Origin of the sequence: Alcaligenes sp. SJTW-7 (assembly GCF_047716895.1) — a bacterium.
In the GTDB taxonomy this organism is placed as follows: domain Bacteria; phylum Pseudomonadota; class Gammaproteobacteria; order Burkholderiales; family Burkholderiaceae_B; genus Alcaligenes; species Alcaligenes ammonioxydans.
In genome coordinates, this window is the sequence record NZ_CP136682.1 from 1,602,848 (window position 1) to 1,619,951 (window position 17,104).

A 17,104-nucleotide genomic window follows, 5' to 3' on the forward strand; every position below is an offset into this window, starting at 1 on the left:
TAAACGGCAGGGTAAAGCCGTCAGCCTGGGCTACAATAGCCCTTTATCTGTCAAATTCTTGTCCGAGCGTTCATGACAACTGATCTACAGGAGCCGCGCCTCAATTGGGTTATGTGTGCCAGTGCCGCAGGCACGCATCGCATGGCGTACTGGGAGTGGGGCGATCCCGATAACGATCAGGTCCTGATGTGCGTACACGGGTTGACGCGTACAGGCCGGGATTTTGACCTGCTGGCTCAGCGGCTGTCCAGCCGCTATCGCGTCATTGCTCCTGACGTGGTGGGACGAGGTCGCTCGGACTGGCTGATTGACCCCGCCGCCTATGCCATCCCGCAATACGTGGCTGACATGCTCGTGTTGATCGCCCGCGTGAAGCCGGCACGGCTGGATTGGGTCGGTACCTCCATGGGGGGCTTGATTGCGCTGGGCTTGCAAGGCGCGCAAGCCATGTCGGCCTTGCTGCGACCCACACGCCCCGGCCCAGGCTTGGCATCAGCGCCTTTGCAACTGCCTTTAGGGCGGGTGGTGCTCAACGATGTAGGGCCGGCGCTGAATCTGACAGGTCTGCAACGCATCAGCGAATACGTGGGCCAAGCCGTTCAGTTTGAGACTTTCGAGCAGGCGGTGGACTATGTGCGGTCTGTCTCGGCCTCGTTTGGGGAACACTCCGCCGAAGAATGGGCACAGATGTCCCGTTACGTGTTTGTGGAGCATGAAGGAAAGTGGCGTCGTCATTATGACTTGCGCTTGTCACAAGCCTTTGCCCAGCAGGCGGATGTGGACTTGGAAGCAGCGCAGGCTTTGCTCTGGGGGGCTTATGAGGGTTTGCCAGACAAGGTTCTGATTATGCGCGGCCAGGAGTCTGATCTGCTGAAACCAGAGGTGGCGCAGGAAATGTTGCAGCGCAATCCGAATTCCCAACTGGTGACCATCCCCAAGGTGGGGCATGCGCCCATGCTGCGCAATGCTGAGCAGATCAACCACATCGATTACTTTCTTGCTGGATAGCCCCTTATGAGTGTTCAGGCCTGCCTGCCCGTTGATCTGCATTGCCATTCCATTTATTCAGATGGGGTGCTCAGCCCCGCAGAACTTGCTGAGCGTGCGCATGCTAACGGTGTGAAGCTGTGGGCCCTGACAGATCATGACGAAATCGGTGGCCTCAAGCAGGCCCGGCACCATGCCGAGCGGTTGGGAATGGGGTTTGTTGACGGGGTGGAAATCTCCGTTACCTGGGCGAACAAAACCATCCATATTGTGGGTTTGGGTGTGAACCCGGACCACGAGCCGCTGCACCAGGCCTTGCAGGACGTGCGTGCTGGTCGTGGACAGCGCGCCCGGCAAATGGGCGAGCGTCTGGCGCAGCTGGGGTTTCCTGACGCGTACGAAGGCGCAGTGCCCTTTGCAGCCAACCCGGAGTTGATCAGCCGAACGCACTTTGCGCGCTTTTTGGTGCAGCAAGGATATTGTGCCGATATGAACGAAGCCTTTCGTCGTTACCTGGCTGATGGTAAACCTGCTGCGGTTGAAACCGTGTGGGCCAGTCTGGAGGAAGCGGTAGGCTGGATACGCGAGTCGGGTGGTAAAGCCATTATTGCTCACCCGGGACGTTATGAGCTGGACGACACCCGCAGTCATGCTTTGTATAGCCAGTTTCTGGAATTGGGGGGCGTCGGGATTGAAGTGTTGACGGGCAGTCACTCTGCTCAGGAATACAGTGTGTATACCCAGGTGGCGCGCAGTTATGGTTTTGAAGTGTCTTGCGGGTCGGATTTTCATGGCCCCCGTGAAGGGCGGATTGATTTGGGCGGTTTGCCGCCTTTGCCTTCGGGGTTGAAGCCTGTCTGGCATGAGTGGCTGTAGCAGGAGCAATCAAAACGATGAATAAAGCCTTTGTAAAAGAGTCCGATCAGGACGATGACGACGATCTGGACACGCCGGCTAGCGCGCTGCCTAGCGGCACCAAAAACTATATGACGGTTCTGGGCTATCGCCGTTTGCGCAGCGAATTGAGCCATCTAATGAACAAAGAACGCCCCGAAGTCGTACAGATCGTCTCCTGGGCCGCCTCCAATGGCGATCGTTCAGAAAACGGCGATTACCTGTACGGTAAGAAACGCCTGCGTGAAATTGACCGTCGCATCCGTTTTTTGACTAAACGTCTGGAAATTGCGGAAGTGGTCGACCCCGGCTTGCAGCCGAACCCGGATCAGGTGTTTTTTGGTGCAACTGTGGTGTACAGCGACAGCCAAGGTGAAGAGTTCACCATCACGATTGTGGGAGTGGACGAGGCCGAGCCTTTGCAAGGGCGTATCAGCTGGATTTCACCGGTTGCCCGTGCTCTGATTAAAGCGCGTGAAGGCGATACGGTTGTGTTGCGTACCCCGGCCGGCAAGGAAGAGCTGGATATTCTGAGCGTGTCCTACCCTGAACCTGCCCCCGCCCCGGATCTGGATGGAGACAGCCCGATTTGAATCCCGTGCCTGGCCCGTACTGGAGATTGCGGGGCGCCAATCGCTCCGGTCCCTCAAGACGTCCTGTCGCGCTTGCCGGGGTGATCGTGTCTGCAACCCTGGTCGCGAGCCCGTTGTTGGATCTGAATTTTCCTTTTTGTGCACGCCATTTAGTGATGTGACCTCTTGTGTCGCTTCCGGTTAAAATGGCGTGTTTTCTATTTCTCCCACTTTTTTGCCCCTCCCGTATCGTGAGCCAAATCCTGTACTTTCCCGGTTCGTCCGTGCTCTCCGCATTTCGTCGTGAGCGTTTGCTAGAGCGTATCGAGCAGCGTCAACTGCCAGTTGCCGACATTCTTGCCTTGCATGAATACTACGTCTGGACTGAAGAGTCCGGTCTGGATGCCAGTGCCCGTCAGCACCTGAGCGATCTGCTGGACGATGGTCTGCCTGCGCTGGACCCGCAGCCGCCCAAGGGCGCTTTGGTGCTGCGCGTTGTGCCTCGACTGGGCACCGTGTCGCCCTGGGCCAGTAAAGCGACTGATATCGCCCACAACTGTGGTTTGCAGGCCGTCCGTCGTATTGAACGCGGTGTGCGCTACATCATTACTCCCAAGCGTGGATTGTTAGGCGCTAAAGAGCTGGATCAGGCGCAGCTGGAGCAACTGGCTGACTTGCTGCATGATCGCATGACCGAGACGGTAGTGGGTCTGGATTTTGACGGACAGGCCTTGTTTACCCAACTGGAGGGCAAGCCGATCCAGACCGTGGATATTCTGGGCGGTGGCGTGGCAACCTTGAAACAGGCCAACGAGCAAATGGGCCTGGCGCTGTCCGAAGATGAAATTGAATACCTGATGGAGGCCTTTACACGTCTGGGTCGTAACCCGCACGATGTGGAGCTGATGATGTTCGCCCAAGCCAATAGCGAACACTGCCGTCACAAGATTTTTAACGCACAGTGGGTAATTGACGGTCAAAGCCAGGGTAAGACCTTGTTTGGCATGATTCGTGAAACCCATGCTGCTCAGCCTGAAAACACCGTGGTGGCTTATGCCGATAATGCCGCCATCATGACGGGCGGTCCAGCCACTCTGTTTCACGCTGGTATCAACGATCAGGCCAACGAGCCCGTGTATCAGCGTCACGAAGCGCTGGTTCACACGTTGATGAAGGTGGAAACGCACAACCATCCCACCGCGATTGCTCCATTTCCTGGCGCATCGACGGGTGCCGGTGGCGAGATTCGTGACGAAGGCGCAACCGGCCGTGGCTCCAAGCCCAAAGCGGGTTTGACCGGCTTTACCGTGTCCAATCTGTGCTTTCCTGAACAAATGGAACCTTGGGAAAAAGACTCCCACGGTATTCCTGACCGTATCGCCAGCCCGCTGGACATCATGATTGAAGGCCCGATTGGTGGTGCTGCCTTCAATAACGAATTTGGTCGTCCCAATCTGCTGGGTTACTTCCGTACCTTTGAACAAACGGCTGGCGATCAGCGCTGGGGCTATCACAAGCCCATCATGATTGCCGGTGGTCTGGGCTCGATTGACGATCGCCTGACTCACAAAGATCCTCTGCCAGTGGGCGCCTTGCTGATTCAGCTGGGTGGTCCCGGCATGCGTATTGGTATGGGTGGTGGCGCTGCGTCCAGTATGGGCGTGGGCGCCAACCGTGCTGAGCTGGATTTTGACTCCGTGCAGCGTGGCAACCCGGAAATGGAGCGTCGTGCCCAGGAAGTGATTGACCGCTGCTGGCAACAGGGCGAGAACAATCCCATTATTGCTATCCACGACGTGGGGGCGGGTGGTTTGTCCAATGCCTTCCCAGAGCTGGTCAACGATGCCGAGCGTGGCGCCATTTTTGAACTGACGCGCGTTCCTTTGGAAGAATCGGGTCTGTCGCCCGCCGAAATCTGGTCCAACGAATCGCAGGAGCGGTACGTCCTGGCTATTTTGCCCAAGGACTTGCCGCGTTTCGAGCGCATCGCTCAGCGCGAGCGTTGCCCCTTTGCCGTCGTGGGTGTGGCTACCGAAGAGCGCCAGTTGCGTGTGACGTTCGGTGAGGGTCTGCCTGGTGTGGACGACGTGCATACCCCCAAGAGCATCGAGGAGCGTCCTGTAGACGTGCCTATGGACGTGATTCTGGGCAAGGCGCCACGTATGGAGCGTGACGTCAAACGTCTGCAAGGGGTGGCTGAGCCGCTGGACCTGACGGAAATCCCCTTGGTCGATGCCATGCATCGGGTGCTGCGTCATCCCACCGTGGCCAACAAGACTTTCCTGATCAGCATTGGTGACCGTAGCGTGGGTGGCTTGTGCAGTCGCGATCAGATGGTTGGCCCATGGCAAGTGCCCGTGGCTGACTGCGCCGTAACCTTGGCTGACTTTGAAGGTGTGCGTGGCGAAGCCATGTCCATGGGCGAGCGTAGCCCTAGCGCCATGATCGACGCTGCTGCCTCCGGCCGTATGGCCGTGGCTGAAGCCCTGACCAACCTGGTCGCCAGCGATGTGCGTGACCTGAAAGACGTCAAGCTGTCTGCCAACTGGATGGCGGCGTGCGGTGTAGACGGCCAGGATGCTGCCTTGTTTGACACGGTTCAGGCCGTCAGCCAGTGGTGCCAAAGCCTGGGTCTGTCCATCCCGGTGGGCAAGGACTCGCTGTCCATGCGCACCAGCTGGGAGCAGGACGGCGAATCCCGTCAGGTGATTTCTCCGGTTTCTCTGGTTGTGACTGCGTTTGCCCAAGTGGCCGATGTGCGTCGCACGCTCACCCCTCAATTGCAAACCAAAGCGGGTGATACTGCCTTGATCCTGATTGACCTGGGGCAGGGCAAGCAGCGCATGGGCGCCTCCGTTCTGGCTCATGCCTTCAATCAGGTCGGACAGTCCGTCCCCGATATGCAGGATGCCCAGGCCATGCTGTCGTTTGTGAAGGTGATCCGTCAGTTGGCCGATCAGGATCTGATCCTGGCCTACCACGATCGATCCGATGGCGGTCTGGCTGCCACCGTGGCTGAAATGGCGTTTGCCGGGCATACCGGCGTGTCCGTGAATCTGGACATGTTGACTATTGACCCACACGCCGCGGACTGGGGGGATTACAAGATCCGCGCCGAGCAAGTTGCCGTACAGCGGGATGAACTTACCTTGCGCGCTCTGTTCAATGAAGAGGCCGGTGCTGTGATTCAAGTACCGCTGACCCAGCGCGACCGGGTTATGCAAACTCTGCGTGAGGCAGGCTTGTCGGCTCACTCCCACGTCATTGGGGGTCTGAATAAAAACGATCAGATCGAGTTCTACCGTGATGGCGCCTGCATTTATCAGGCACCTCTGGTTGAGCTGGCCCAACAGTGGAGCGAAGTCAGCCGCCGTATCATGGAGCGGCGTGACAATCCCGCTTGCGCCCAGGCTGAATTCGAACGCTGGCAGGATGTGGAAGATCCCGGTATCAGCCCGCGTGTTCTGTTCAATCCGCAGGAAGACATTGCCGCTCCTTTCATCGCTACCGGTAAGCGCCCCCGCGTTGCCATCTTGCGCGAACAGGGTTGCAACAGCCAGGTCGAAATGGCCTGGGCCTTTGACACAGCCGGTTTCGAGGCCGTGGACGTACACATGACCGACTTGCTGTCGGGCCGCGCATCGCTCGAAGGCATGCAGGGCATGGTGGCTGTAGGTGGCTTCAGTTATGGGGACGTGCTGGGCGCCGGTGAAGGCTGGGCCAAAACCATTCGTTTCAACAGTCAGTTGTCCGATCAGTTCGCGGCGTTCTTTGGACGTAGCGATACCTTTGGTTTGGGTATTTGTAATGGTTGTCAGATGATGGCCGCCTTGGCTCCCATGATCCCAGGCGCAGAATTCTGGCCGCGCTTTACCCGTAACCAGTCGGAAAAATACGAAGCGCGTTTCTCCAGTGTGGAAATTGCTGCGTCGCCGTCCCTGTTTTTCAAGGGCATGGAAGGCACCCGCTTGCCGGTTGCCGTGGCTCATGGTGAAGGCTTTGCCAACTTCCAGCGTCAGGGCGATGCGTCCAAGGTCGCCGCTGCGGTTCACTTCGTGGATCATCGTGGTCAGCGTACCGAGCAGTACCCGCTGAATCCCAACGGCAGCCCCGACGGCTTGACGGGTGTGACCACGGCAGATGGCCGCTTTACCATCATGATGCCGCACCCGGAACGCGTGACCCGCAACGTCATGATGTCCTGGACGCCAGCGCAGTGGGGCGCAGCTGATCAGGGGGCTGATCAAATGGCAAATGGTGGATTTACTCCCTGGATGCGGATGTTTCGCAACGCTCGGGTCTGGATTGCGTAATTGCTTACGCGTATAATCGATTTTTGGACGGAGTTATAAAGCATGCGTCTCATCAAGAAAGCACTGACCTTCGACGATGTGTTGTTGGTTCCCGCTTACTCCGAGGTTCTGCCTCGCGATACATCCTTGCTCACCCGCTTTACGCGGGACATCACCCTGAATATTCCGCTGGTTTCGGCTGCCATGGACACGGTTACCGAAGCGCGTCTGGCTATTGCCATGGCACAGGAAGGCGGTATCGGGATCATCCACAAAAACCTGACAGCCGATGCCCAGGCGCGTGAAGTCGCACGTGTGAAGCGTCACGAGTTCGGTATTGTGATTGACCCGGTCACGGTCACGCCCACCATGAAGGTGCGCGATGCCATCAATCTGCAGCGCCAGCACGGTATTTCCGGTCTGCCTGTGGTGGAAGCCGGTAAATTGGTGGGTATTGTCACCAACCGCGATCTGCGCTTTGAAGACCGCCTGGATCTGCCTTTGCGCGATGTCATGACGCCCCAGGAGCGTCTGATCACCATGCACGAAGGTGCCACGCTGGATGAGGCCCAGGCCTTGATGCACCGTCACCGCCTGGAGCGCGTGCTGATTGTGAACGATCAGTTCCAGTTGCGTGGTCTTGCCACTGTCAAAGATATTGTCAAGAACACCGAGCATCCACTGGCCAGCAAAGACAGCCACGGTCAGTTGCGTGTCGGCGCTGCGGTCGGTGTGGGTGATGGTACGGAAGAACGAGTCGAAAAACTGGCCGCAGCCGGTGTGGACGTAGTGGTGGTGGATACGGCCCATGGTCACTCTCGTGGCGTTATCGAGCGTGTTCGCTGGGTCAAGAAGAATTTCCCGCGCATTCAGGTCATTGGCGGCAATATTGCCACGGCGGAAGCGGCCCGTGCGCTGGTCGAAGCGGGTGCAGATTGCGTCAAGGTCGGGATCGGCCCAGGCTCTATTTGCACGACGCGTATCGTGGCCGGTGTGGGTGTGCCGCAAATCACCGCGATTGCGGATGTCGCCAAGGCCTTGGAAGGTACGGGCGTGCCGCTGATTGCTGACGGTGGTATCCGCTTCTCGGGCGATGTGTCCAAGGCCCTGGCTGCGGGTGCGTCTGCCTGCATGATGGGTGGCATGTTTGCCGGTACCGAGGAGTCTCCTGGTGAAGTAGTGCTGTTCCAGGGCCGTTCGTACAAGTCCTACCGTGGTATGGGTAGCTTGGGCGCCATGGTTGATGGTTCAGCGGACCGCTATTTCCAGGACCCTTCCAATAACGCAGACAAGCTGGTCCCAGAAGGTATTGAAGGCCGTGTGCCCTACAAGGGCAGTGTCATCGCCATTATTTACCAATTGGTGGGCGGCATTCGTGCTTCCATGGGCTACTGCGGTTGCAAATCCATCGAGGAATTGCATGCCAAGGCCGAGTTCGTGGAAATTACGGCTGCGGGTGTACGTGAGTCTCATGTGCACGATGTGCAGATCACCAAAGAGGCGCCAAACTACCGCGCCGACTGATCGTAGTCAGTCTCTTGCATGCCAAAAAACGCCAACCTGTGGGTTGGCGTTTTTTTTTGCCATGCCGCTTTCCTGTCTGACCGTAGTGGGCGGCCGCCTGTATGGATCAGGATGGGAACGTGGCGGGCGAGGTTTTTCGCTGCATGGAGGCCTTCCTCTGCGGATGGCACGGGCAAATGCGTCTTTGCGAACTTTATCGACCTGATGTCCCGGCGTTCCCGCAGGCTGACTAGTCGGCGATTTCCACGAGCAAGCGACTTAGCAAATCGGGATGGGTGATAGCCGCACTATGCCCGGTTTCCAACTCCCTAAATTCCCAGTCCTTTTGCTGGCGGGCCCACTCGCGCGAGGTGTCTACTGCTCGAAACACCGGCTGCGTGCAGGAAATATAAGTGCAGGGGCGGGAGTTACCGATGACCGGGTTTTGCAATACTAAAGCTGATCTGTAAACGCTCAGGGGTTGTGGAGTCAGGCGATTGCCGACAAAGCGCAGATCCTCTGTGGCATGCAGTCCCAATGCATGCAGGGGAGGAGGGGGGACAGCGGGAATCGTGCTTTGGCCGGCCGAGGCGATCATGCTCCCCACCATTTTTTCAGGCAGGGTATCAAACGTGCTGGTGCCGCTAGGCAGAATAAAGGCATCCAGATAAATCAGATGACGTATGCAACGTGGCATGACGTCGGCCACGCCGCTGATCACCAGGCCTGCAAAGCTGTGGCCAACCAGCACGACATTGGACAGATCTTCCCAGCGTATCAAATTGGCGACATCATCCACAAAGGTATTCAGGGTGATGTCCGGACCCAGTAAATGACTGCGCTCGCCCAGGCCCGTCAAGGTGGGGGTGTAGACTTTGTGTCCTTTGGCCTGGAGCCGCTCAGCCAGCCGGGACCAGCACCAGCCACCGTGCCAGGCGCCGTGAACCAGTACAAATGTCAGGCTGCCCGATACCTCGTCGGTATCTTGCTGGCATTCGTAGGCAAAGCCACGCGAACGTTCGTCAGCAGCACCAGAGGCGGGAATATAGCTGCCCCCGCTTTGCTGTGGACCGGCCTGTGCAGGTCGGGATTCATGGTGTTCATTGAGCTCGTTTGAATGAGGGGTACGACTCGAAGACATGCTGAAACTCCCAAAATGGCTGCATGTACTGTAGCTGCCTTGCCGCATGAATGCCAGTGATGCAGGACAATTTCGGCCTGGAGTATTTCTACGGCTCCCTAAGCGGCGCTACACAGCGTAAAATAGACTCTTTACCGCTTTATTATTGGCTCGATACTTTCATGCACCAGCGAATTCTGATTCTTGATTACGGCTCCCAGGTCACCCAACTTATTGCGCGCCGCGTGCGCGAAGCTGGTGCTTACTGTGAAATTCATCCCGGTGATGTCAGCGATGAATTTATCCGCTCCCAAGAAGGCCTGAAAGGGATTATTTTGTCGGGCAGCCATGCGTCAGTCTACGCCGACGATGCTTTGCAAGTTCCCGCTGCGGTTTTTGAAGCAGGCGTTCCCGTTCTGGGCATTTGCTACGGCATGCAAGCCATGGCCCGCCAATTGGGCGGCGTTACCGAAGGCTCCGACAAGCGCGAATTTGGCTATGCTGAAGTGCGCGCCCACGGCCACACCAAGTTGCTCGATGGTATCCAGGACTTCGCTACGGCAGAAGGCCACGGCATGCTCAAAGTCTGGATGAGCCACGGCGATAAAGTCACCGCCTTGCCTCCCGGCTTCAAGCTGATGGCTTCCACGCCTACCTGCCCCATCGCCGGCATGGCTGATGAAGATCGTGGCTTCTACGCGGTTCAGTTCCACCCTGAGGTTACCCATACTGTGCAAGGCGCTGCCTTGTTCCAACGTTTTGTGCGCGATATCTGTGGCTGCGTGGGCGACTGGAACATGCCGGACTACGTGGAAGAGGCCATTGCCAATATTCGCGAACAAGTCGGCGACGAGGAAGTGATTCTGGCCCTGTCCGGCGGGGTGGACTCCTCGGTTGCTGCCGCTTTGATCCACCAGGCGATTGGCGACAAGCTGACCTGCGTATTCGTGGACCACGGCCTGCTGCGTCTGAACGAAGCCGAGCAAGTCATGCGCACCTTCGCCGACAATATGGGTTTGAAAATCATCCATATCGACGCGTCCGATCGCTTCCTGGGCAAACTGGCCGGTGTTACTGATCCAGAAGCCAAGCGCAAGATCATTGGCCGCGAATTCGTAGAGATCTTCCAGGAAGAAGCTGCCAAGCTCAGCAATGCTCGCTGGCTGGCACAGGGCACGATTTACCCAGACGTTATCGAATCGGCTGCGGCCAAGTCGGGCAAGGCTACGGGCATCAAGTCTCACCATAACGTAGGTGGCCTGCCAGAAACGCTGAACCTGAAGCTGCTGGAGCCTCTGCGCGAACTGTTCAAAGACGAAGTGCGCAAACTGGGCGTGGCCTTGGGCCTGCCACCTGCCATGGTCTATCGTCACCCCTTCCCAGGCCCAGGCTTGGGTGTGCGCATCCTGGGTGAAATCAAGCGTGAGTACGCAGATCTGCTGCGCCAAGCTGATGCAATCTTCATCGAAGAACTGCGTAATACGGTTGACGAAGAAACTGGCAAAAATTGGTACGACCTGACTTCTCAGGCATTTACCGTCTTCCTGCCCGTAAAGAGCGTCGGCGTGATGGGCGATGCACGCACTTACGAGTACGTGGTTGCCATGCGCGCTGTACAGACGACCGACTTCATGACGGCGGACTGGGCTGAACTGCCTTACTCGCTGCTCAAGCGTACTTCGGGTCGCATCATCAACGAAGTGCGCGGCATTAACCGTGTGACGTATGACGTCAGCAGCAAGCCGCCAGCGACGATTGAGTGGGAATGATTCCGCGTCTGGCACAGCCAGGCACCTGATGGCATGAAATGCCGCTAAGCCCGCGTAATTGCGGGCTTTTTTTTGTTTGTGTTTGGCACGATCTGGCAACGGGAGGAAGCGCCAAGCACCGTTTGAGCATGGCATTAAAGCTGGTATTATGGTTTGGCGATGCCATGATTGATGCCGATACCATGCTGCGTTCTTTTGTGTGTTCATGGTATTAATATTCTATAAGTTACTGTTTCGTAAGAAAAAATACGATAAATTCGAGATTTTTTCAGCATGGTATCGGAGACGAAGAAGGACAAGGTACATGCTGACCGATACCAAGCTGCGCAATCTCAAGCCCAGGGACAAACTCTACAAAGTGAATGACCGGGAAGGTCTCTATGTGGCAGTGACTCCAGCCGGCTCCATCTCGTTCCGTTACAACTACTCAATCAACGGTCGGCAGGAGACCATCACCTTTGGGCGTTATGGTGTCGGTGGCATCACCCTGGCCGAAGCCCGCGAGCTGTTGGGTGACGCCAAGAAGATGGTTGCGGCGGGCAAGTCGCCGGCCAAGGAGAAAGCCCGAGACAAGGCGCGGGTGAAAGATGCAGAGACGTTCGGTGCCTGGGCGGAGAAGTGGCTGCGTGGCTACCAGATGGCCGACTCCACCCGCGATATGCGCCGCTCGGTTTATGAGCGTGAGCTGAAGCCGAAATTCAGCAATCAGAAGCTGGTGGAGATCACCCACGAAGACTTGCGGGCGCTGGCTGATGCCATTGTTGAGCGAGGCGCACCGGCCACCGCCGTTCATGTGCGTGAAATCGTGTTGCAGGTATTTCGCTGGGCCATCGAGCGTGGGCAGAAGGTCGAAAACCCGGCAGAACTGGTGCGCCCAACAAGCATCGCTCGATTCGAGCCACGTGACCGAGCGTTGACGCCAGAAGAAATTGGGCTGATGTACCAGTACATGGAGCGAGTGGGCACAAGCCCAACAAACCGTGCGGCGGCCAAGCTGTTATTGCTGACGATGGTGCGCAAGAGCGAGCTGACCAATGCGACCTGGAGCGAGATCAATTTCAGCGAAGCGTTGTGGACGATTCCAAAGGAGCGGATGAAACGCCGTAACCCGCACCTGGTATTTCTGTCCCAGCAGGCTCTGGATATTTTCATTGCCATGAAAACCTTTGCCGGTGGTTCCGACTTCGTTTTGCCATCACGGTACGACTCGGATGCGCCGATGAGCGCTGCCACACTTAACCAGGTGCTGACGCTGACTTACAAGGCGGCGCAGAAAGATGGGAAGTCACTTACCAAGTTCGGACCGCATGATTTGCGGCGCACAGCCAGCACGCTGTTGCATGAGGCCGGCTACAACACCGACTGGATCGAGAAGTGCCTGGCGCACGAGCAGAAGGGCGTGAGGGCTGTCTACAACAAGGCTGAGTACCGCGAGCAGCGGGCGGCGATGTTGCAGGATTGGGCCGATATGATTGATGAGTGGACTTCGGGAGGCAGTAAGGGTTGATGTTTTTGCTATCTTTGATAGCATTGAAGTTGATGCCGTGAATTTATAAATAAGGCCGCCATTGGCATCGGGCAGGTCAATTACCGATTAGCTGCTTCGCGCAGCTACTCGATGAATAGCAACTATTCATTTGAGAGGTATTGACCCATGCAAAATATAAAGACCCTCATCAACAGGAAGAAGCTCCTGGAGATGATCCCGCTTTCGACACGAACAATTTATAACCTGGAGCAGCGAGGGGATTTTCCACGCCGTATCGCGTTAACCAGTAGAAATGTCGCCTGGGATTTGTCAGAGGTCGAAGAGTGGATTGAGGCACGTAAATCATCGGGTGATCAAGCTGCGCGACCTGGCCCTATAGAGGGCTAGTTATATGGCTCTTGATCTTATGGCGGCTTTCACGGAATTGCCGCCACCCATTGATTATGTTCTGCCTAATATGGTTGCTGGCACTGTTGGTGCTCTTGTGTCGCCTGGTGGGGCTGGTAAATCCATGTTGGCCCTTCAATTGGCTGCACAGATTGCAGGCGGGCCTGATTTACTTGAAATAGGCGAGTTTCCCACCGGGCAAGTGGTCTATCTGCCTGCTGAAGATCCACCGGCCGCTATTCACCATCGTCTGCACGCCCTTGGGGCACACCTCAGCGCAGCGGAACGGCAAGCCGTGGCTGATGGTTTGCTCATTGAACCCTTGATCGGTAAATGCCCAAACATCATGGCTGCTAGCTGGTTCGATGCTCTCAAACGAGCCGCTGAAGGTCGTCGCTTGATGATCTTGGACACTTTGCGGCGCTTCCACATTGAGGAGGAGAACGCTAGCGGGCCGATGGCGCAGGTTGTTGGGCACATGGAGGCCATAGCCGCTGATACAGGCTGCTCCATTGTGTTTCTGCACCACGCGAGTAAAAGCGCAGCCATGATGGGGTCGGGCGATCAACAGCAGGCCAGTCGTGGATCGTCCGTACTGGTTGATAACATCCGTTGGCAATCGTACCTATCCGGCATGACGCAAGGCGAGGCCGAGATACTGGGGGTCGATGATTGTCAGCGTGGGTATTTTGTCCGCTTTGGCGTCAGCAAGGCCAACTATGGCGCACCTTTTCAAGAACTCTGGTTTAGACGGCACGACGGCGGCGTGTTGAAGCCTGCTGTACTGGAGCGGCAGTGCAAGGTGAAAAGGAGACAGCGTGAAGAAGCCTAAGCATGACCTGACCCACGTCCGACATGATCCCGCGCACTGTTTGGCACCTGGCCTGTTCCGCAGCCTCAAGCGTGGCGATCGCAAACGCTGCAAGCTGGACGTGACCTACACCTTTGGCGAGGACGAATCCATGCGTTTCGTCGGATTCGAACCTCTCGGGGCCGATGATATGCGTCTTTTGCAAGGCATCGTGGCCCTTGGCGGCCCGAACGGCATCTTGCTAACCCCGGAACCGACCAGTGAGACGGGGCGACAGCTACGGCTATTCCTTGAACCCCGTTTCGAAGCCATTGAGCAAGACGGCTTGGTGGTTCGTGAGAGCCTGACCAAACTGCTCTCAGAAACGGGCATGACGGATAGCGGCGACAACATCAAGGCGCTCAAAGCCAGCCTGCTGCGCATGTCGAACGTCACCATCCTTGTGACGAAGGGACGGCGGCAAGCCGCGTTCCACCTGATGAGTCATGCTTTTGACGAGACGGACGGCAGGCTATGGGTTGCCCTGAATCCGCGTATTGCCGAAGCGATCCTGGGGCATCGTCCATATGCCCGTATCGACATGGCGGAAGTGCGGGTGCTACAGACTGATCCGGCACGGCTGATGCACCAACGGCTATGCGGCTGGATCGACCCCGGCAAATCCGGGCGCGTGGAACTGGACACGCTTTGCGGCTATGTCTGGCCAGATGAAGCCAATGCCGAAGCTATGAAAAAACGCCGTCAGACTGCCCGGAAGGCACTGGCCGAACTTGCCGCCGTGGGTTGGGTAGTGAACGAATACGCCAAGGGAAAATGGGAGATCAAGAGGCCTGGCCCCACGGCAACTGCACCCGTTTACCGTCGTAACGTTCCCTTGTTACCGTCGTAACGCTCCCCTTCTGCCGTCGTAACGTTCCCCGTCCCAATTTGGAAAACCCAGACGGTGCGCTGCTTTGCGGGCAGTTTGGGAAATCCATCCAAGATTATCTAAAGATAATCCATCATGCGCGGTGCAGCTCGCGCCTTGAGGGCGCGTTCTGACCTTGCCAATAAAGCCCTGGCGGGCTTTATCAATCGGCCATAGGCCGATGGTTTAACGCCAAGAAGAGAAGGCGGCTTCAGTGGCCGCTGAAACGCCTTGTGAGAGGGGAAAACAACCCGGAGTCCCTTATTCCATGAGCTGAAGCAGAATCTGCGTCTAACGGTGCTGGAGGGCCGCTGTGTGCACTTGTAGTTATCTGTACTGAAACCTTGGCTCGAAACGTGAAATGGCTAAGCAGTGCCCATTCGTTCGGTAAGAATAATAAGAAGATTATTATTCTTATTATTACCAAGCAGGAATGAGCCGTGTGTGTTGGACGCCCATAACCAGTAACCTGCGTGAAGGTGTCAACATCAGGAAAGGTTGCCCCTCAAGTATCAATACGTCGCCTTAGTGGTATGACGGGAGGGGAGGCAAATTTCTTGTGTTCATTGACACTTGAGGGGCGGGTTATGCCCTTCTTTTTTGGCGTCCAACTCGCCCCATCGGGGCGAATGGTTTGTGTCGATTGTTGGCATTTTAGGTTCCGATTTAAAGCCGATTGAGCAGCGATTTTGAAGCGACTATGTCGATTGCAGGCCGATTTGGTGACGATTACGGTTATGTTGCCAAGAATCGGTGTTTGTTTGACGATAAAACGCTTTACGTTCGATATGCGCTAGATTTTCAATAGTGGGTGAAATGCGGGCAGGATGGGTGAAGTTAGCTAACCGGCAAGCCGGTTATCTATCTTCACTGTCCCTTATTCGCGCCGGGGGCACTCAACGGGAATCCTGCCCTGCGGGGCTGATCGGCTACCGCCGGTTGCAAGAGTATAGGTCTTGCTATTTTTAATATCTTTGATAGCATGGTTGTCGGGTACACCAAAAGGGTATTGATATGGCAAATGTGCTTATCAGGAATTTACCCGCCGAGGTGCACCGTGCGTTGAAAGTTCGAGCAGCGCTCAACGATAGGAGCACCGACGCGGAAATACGCGAAATACTGACGGCGGCAGTACAGCCGCTAGAGCTTGAAGAGATTGGCCGGGAAGTTGGCTTGTCCGAAAGCGATAAAAAAACAGAGTAGTTTTACGTTTGTAAGTCCGGGCCTCAGCGCCAAGGGCAATACCGATCAGCTAGTGGCGTAGCTCTTCGATGAAACGTTGCCGAGAACAAGCACAACGCTTGGTCAAGGCAATGCCTTCTTTTCATCGACGGAGTACGACCATGAAGTCCAAAATTTTAGCGGCTAAAAAAACCGCTCTAGCCGTTGCACTCGCAACCGGCTTTATCACCACTACCACCGCCCCTGTGCAAGCTGGTATCCCCGTCATCGACGGCGGCAACCTGGCCCAGAACATCATGACGGCCATCGAGTCGGTGGCGCAGACGCTCAAGCAGATTGAGCAGTACCAGACCCAGTTGCAGCAGTACGAAAATCAGCTCCAGAACACGATGGCCCCAGCCGCGTATATCTGGGATCAGGCGCAGACTACGATCAACCGGCTGATTGCCGCGCAAAACACGCTGGCCTATTACGAGAACCAGCTAGGCAGCCTGGATCGTTACCTGGCCAAGTTTCAGGACGTGGCCTATTACCGCAGCTCGCCATGCTTCAACGGCAGCGGCGGATGCACGCCGGCCGAAAAGGCAGCGATGGAAGAGAACCGCCGCCTGGCGTCAGAGTCGCAAAAGAAGGCCAACGATGCCCTGTTCCAGACCGTTGCCGACCAGCAAAAGGCTTTGAAGGATGACGCCCGTACCCTGGAGCGGCTGCAAGGCGCGGCCCAGGGTGCAACTGGCCAGCTACAGGCCATCGGCTACGCCAACCAGCTCGCCAGCCAGCAGGCCAATCAGCTCTTGCAGATTCGCACCATGTTGACCGCCCAACACAACGCGGAGGCAGCCCGGATTGCAGCAGAACTCGATGCCGAGGCGCGAGGTGATGCCAGGGCCGAGCAAATGCGTACCTGGACGTTTCGCCCGAGTCCGGCAGACAACTACTAGGGAGGCGGTGAGATGAAAAAAATCTTTTTTACTACCGCGGCTACGTTGCTGTTGTTGGCTGGATGTGAACAGGAAAGGATGCCCGAACCAAATGCGGCGACGTGTGCCCCCGATGCGTTCCAGGCAGCACTGAATGAAATGCGCAGCGAAGCGAACCGAGAGGCCTTTACCGAGGAATGCAGAGCATTCCAGAAGGCCAAGCAGATGCGTCAGTGGGAGTTCAAGCCCAGCCCTAAAGATGATTATTGAG

Annotated in this window: 14 protein-coding genes; 13 read left to right on the forward strand and 1 reads right to left on the reverse strand. The window is 56.7% G+C overall.

Annotated elements, in window-relative coordinates; genetic code table 11:
* Positions 1 to 111: 111 nt before the first annotated feature.
* The 5 genes from RSQ48_RS07130 (at position 112) to guaB (ending at position 8,269) form a co-directional block, all read left to right on the forward strand.
* Positions 112 to 1,008 carry an alpha/beta fold hydrolase gene (locus tag RSQ48_RS07130; RefSeq protein WP_003801346.1) on the forward strand — a complete coding sequence of 299 codons (897 nt, stop codon included), beginning with the start codon at positions 112 to 114 and terminating at the stop codon, positions 1,006 to 1,008.
* 6 nt (positions 1,009 to 1,014) lie between these two features.
* Complete coding sequence (locus tag RSQ48_RS07135) at positions 1,015 to 1,863, forward strand: PHP domain-containing protein (RefSeq protein ID WP_240208787.1); 849 nt, start codon at positions 1,015 to 1,017, stop codon at positions 1,861 to 1,863.
* Positions 1,864 to 1,880: 17 nt separating this feature from the next.
* Positions 1,881 to 2,474, forward strand: a complete 594-nt coding sequence (gene greB, locus RSQ48_RS07140) for a transcription elongation factor GreB (protein ID WP_003801341.1) — start codon at positions 1,881 to 1,883, stop codon at positions 2,472 to 2,474.
* Positions 2,475 to 2,704: 230 nt separating this feature from the next.
* Positions 2,705 to 6,766 (forward strand): phosphoribosylformylglycinamidine synthase, encoded by a 4,062-nt coding sequence (gene purL / locus RSQ48_RS07145; RefSeq protein WP_240208786.1) that lies wholly within the window; start codon positions 2,705 to 2,707, stop codon positions 6,764 to 6,766.
* A gap of 42 nt (positions 6,767 to 6,808) precedes the next feature.
* Positions 6,809 to 8,269 (forward strand): IMP dehydrogenase, encoded by a 1,461-nt coding sequence (guaB, locus tag RSQ48_RS07150; RefSeq protein ID WP_131071577.1) that lies wholly within the window; start codon positions 6,809 to 6,811, stop codon positions 8,267 to 8,269.
* Between the two features lie 229 nt (positions 8,270 to 8,498).
* Here the strand turns inward: guaB and RSQ48_RS07155 are convergent, their stop codons facing one another.
* The gene (locus RSQ48_RS07155) at positions 8,499 to 9,389 is read right to left on the reverse strand and encodes an alpha/beta fold hydrolase (RefSeq protein WP_240208785.1); all 891 of its coding nucleotides are present in this window, start codon (positions 9,387 to 9,389) and stop codon (positions 8,499 to 8,501) included.
* Positions 9,390 to 9,550: 161 nt separating this feature from the next.
* On the opposite strand from RSQ48_RS07155, the gene guaA reads away from it, so the two are divergent.
* The 8 genes from guaA (at position 9,551) to trbK (ending at position 17,103) form a co-directional block, all read left to right on the forward strand.
* Positions 9,551 to 11,137, forward strand: a complete 1,587-nt coding sequence (gene guaA, locus RSQ48_RS07160) for a glutamine-hydrolyzing GMP synthase (RefSeq protein WP_003801334.1) — start codon at positions 9,551 to 9,553, stop codon at positions 11,135 to 11,137.
* Between the two features lie 304 nt (positions 11,138 to 11,441).
* Positions 11,442 to 12,644, forward strand: a complete 1,203-nt coding sequence (locus RSQ48_RS07165; protein ID WP_000954590.1) for a tyrosine-type recombinase/integrase — start codon at positions 11,442 to 11,444, stop codon at positions 12,642 to 12,644.
* A gap of 147 nt (positions 12,645 to 12,791) precedes the next feature.
* On the forward strand, positions 12,792 to 13,013 hold the full coding sequence (locus tag RSQ48_RS07170) for a helix-turn-helix transcriptional regulator (RefSeq protein WP_001179606.1): 222 nt from the start codon (positions 12,792 to 12,794) through the stop codon (positions 13,011 to 13,013).
* A 4-nt stretch (positions 13,014 to 13,017) separates the two neighbouring features.
* Positions 13,018 to 13,845 (forward strand): helicase RepA family protein, encoded by an 828-nt coding sequence (locus RSQ48_RS07175; protein WP_001162384.1) that lies wholly within the window; start codon positions 13,018 to 13,020, stop codon positions 13,843 to 13,845.
* On the forward strand, positions 13,832 to 14,713 hold the full coding sequence (repC, locus tag RSQ48_RS07180) for a replication protein C, IncQ-type (protein WP_000743064.1): 882 nt from the start codon (positions 13,832 to 13,834) through the stop codon (positions 14,711 to 14,713). The genes RSQ48_RS07175 and repC overlap by 14 nt, the downstream gene beginning before the upstream one ends.
* Positions 14,714 to 15,745: 1,032 nt before the next feature.
* Entirely contained in the window at positions 15,746 to 15,934 is a 189-nt protein-coding gene (locus tag RSQ48_RS07185; protein ID WP_000024442.1) for a FitA-like ribbon-helix-helix domain-containing protein, read from the forward strand.
* Between the two features lie 140 nt (positions 15,935 to 16,074).
* On the forward strand, positions 16,075 to 16,854 hold the full coding sequence (trbJ, locus tag RSQ48_RS07190) for a P-type conjugative transfer protein TrbJ (protein WP_000836966.1): 780 nt from the start codon (positions 16,075 to 16,077) through the stop codon (positions 16,852 to 16,854).
* 12 nt (positions 16,855 to 16,866) lie between these two features.
* A complete protein-coding gene (gene trbK, locus RSQ48_RS07195) occupies positions 16,867 to 17,103 on the forward strand; it encodes an entry exclusion lipoprotein TrbK (protein ID WP_000718002.1) in 237 nt (78 codons plus the stop codon).
* Position 17,104: the final 1 nt, after the last annotated feature.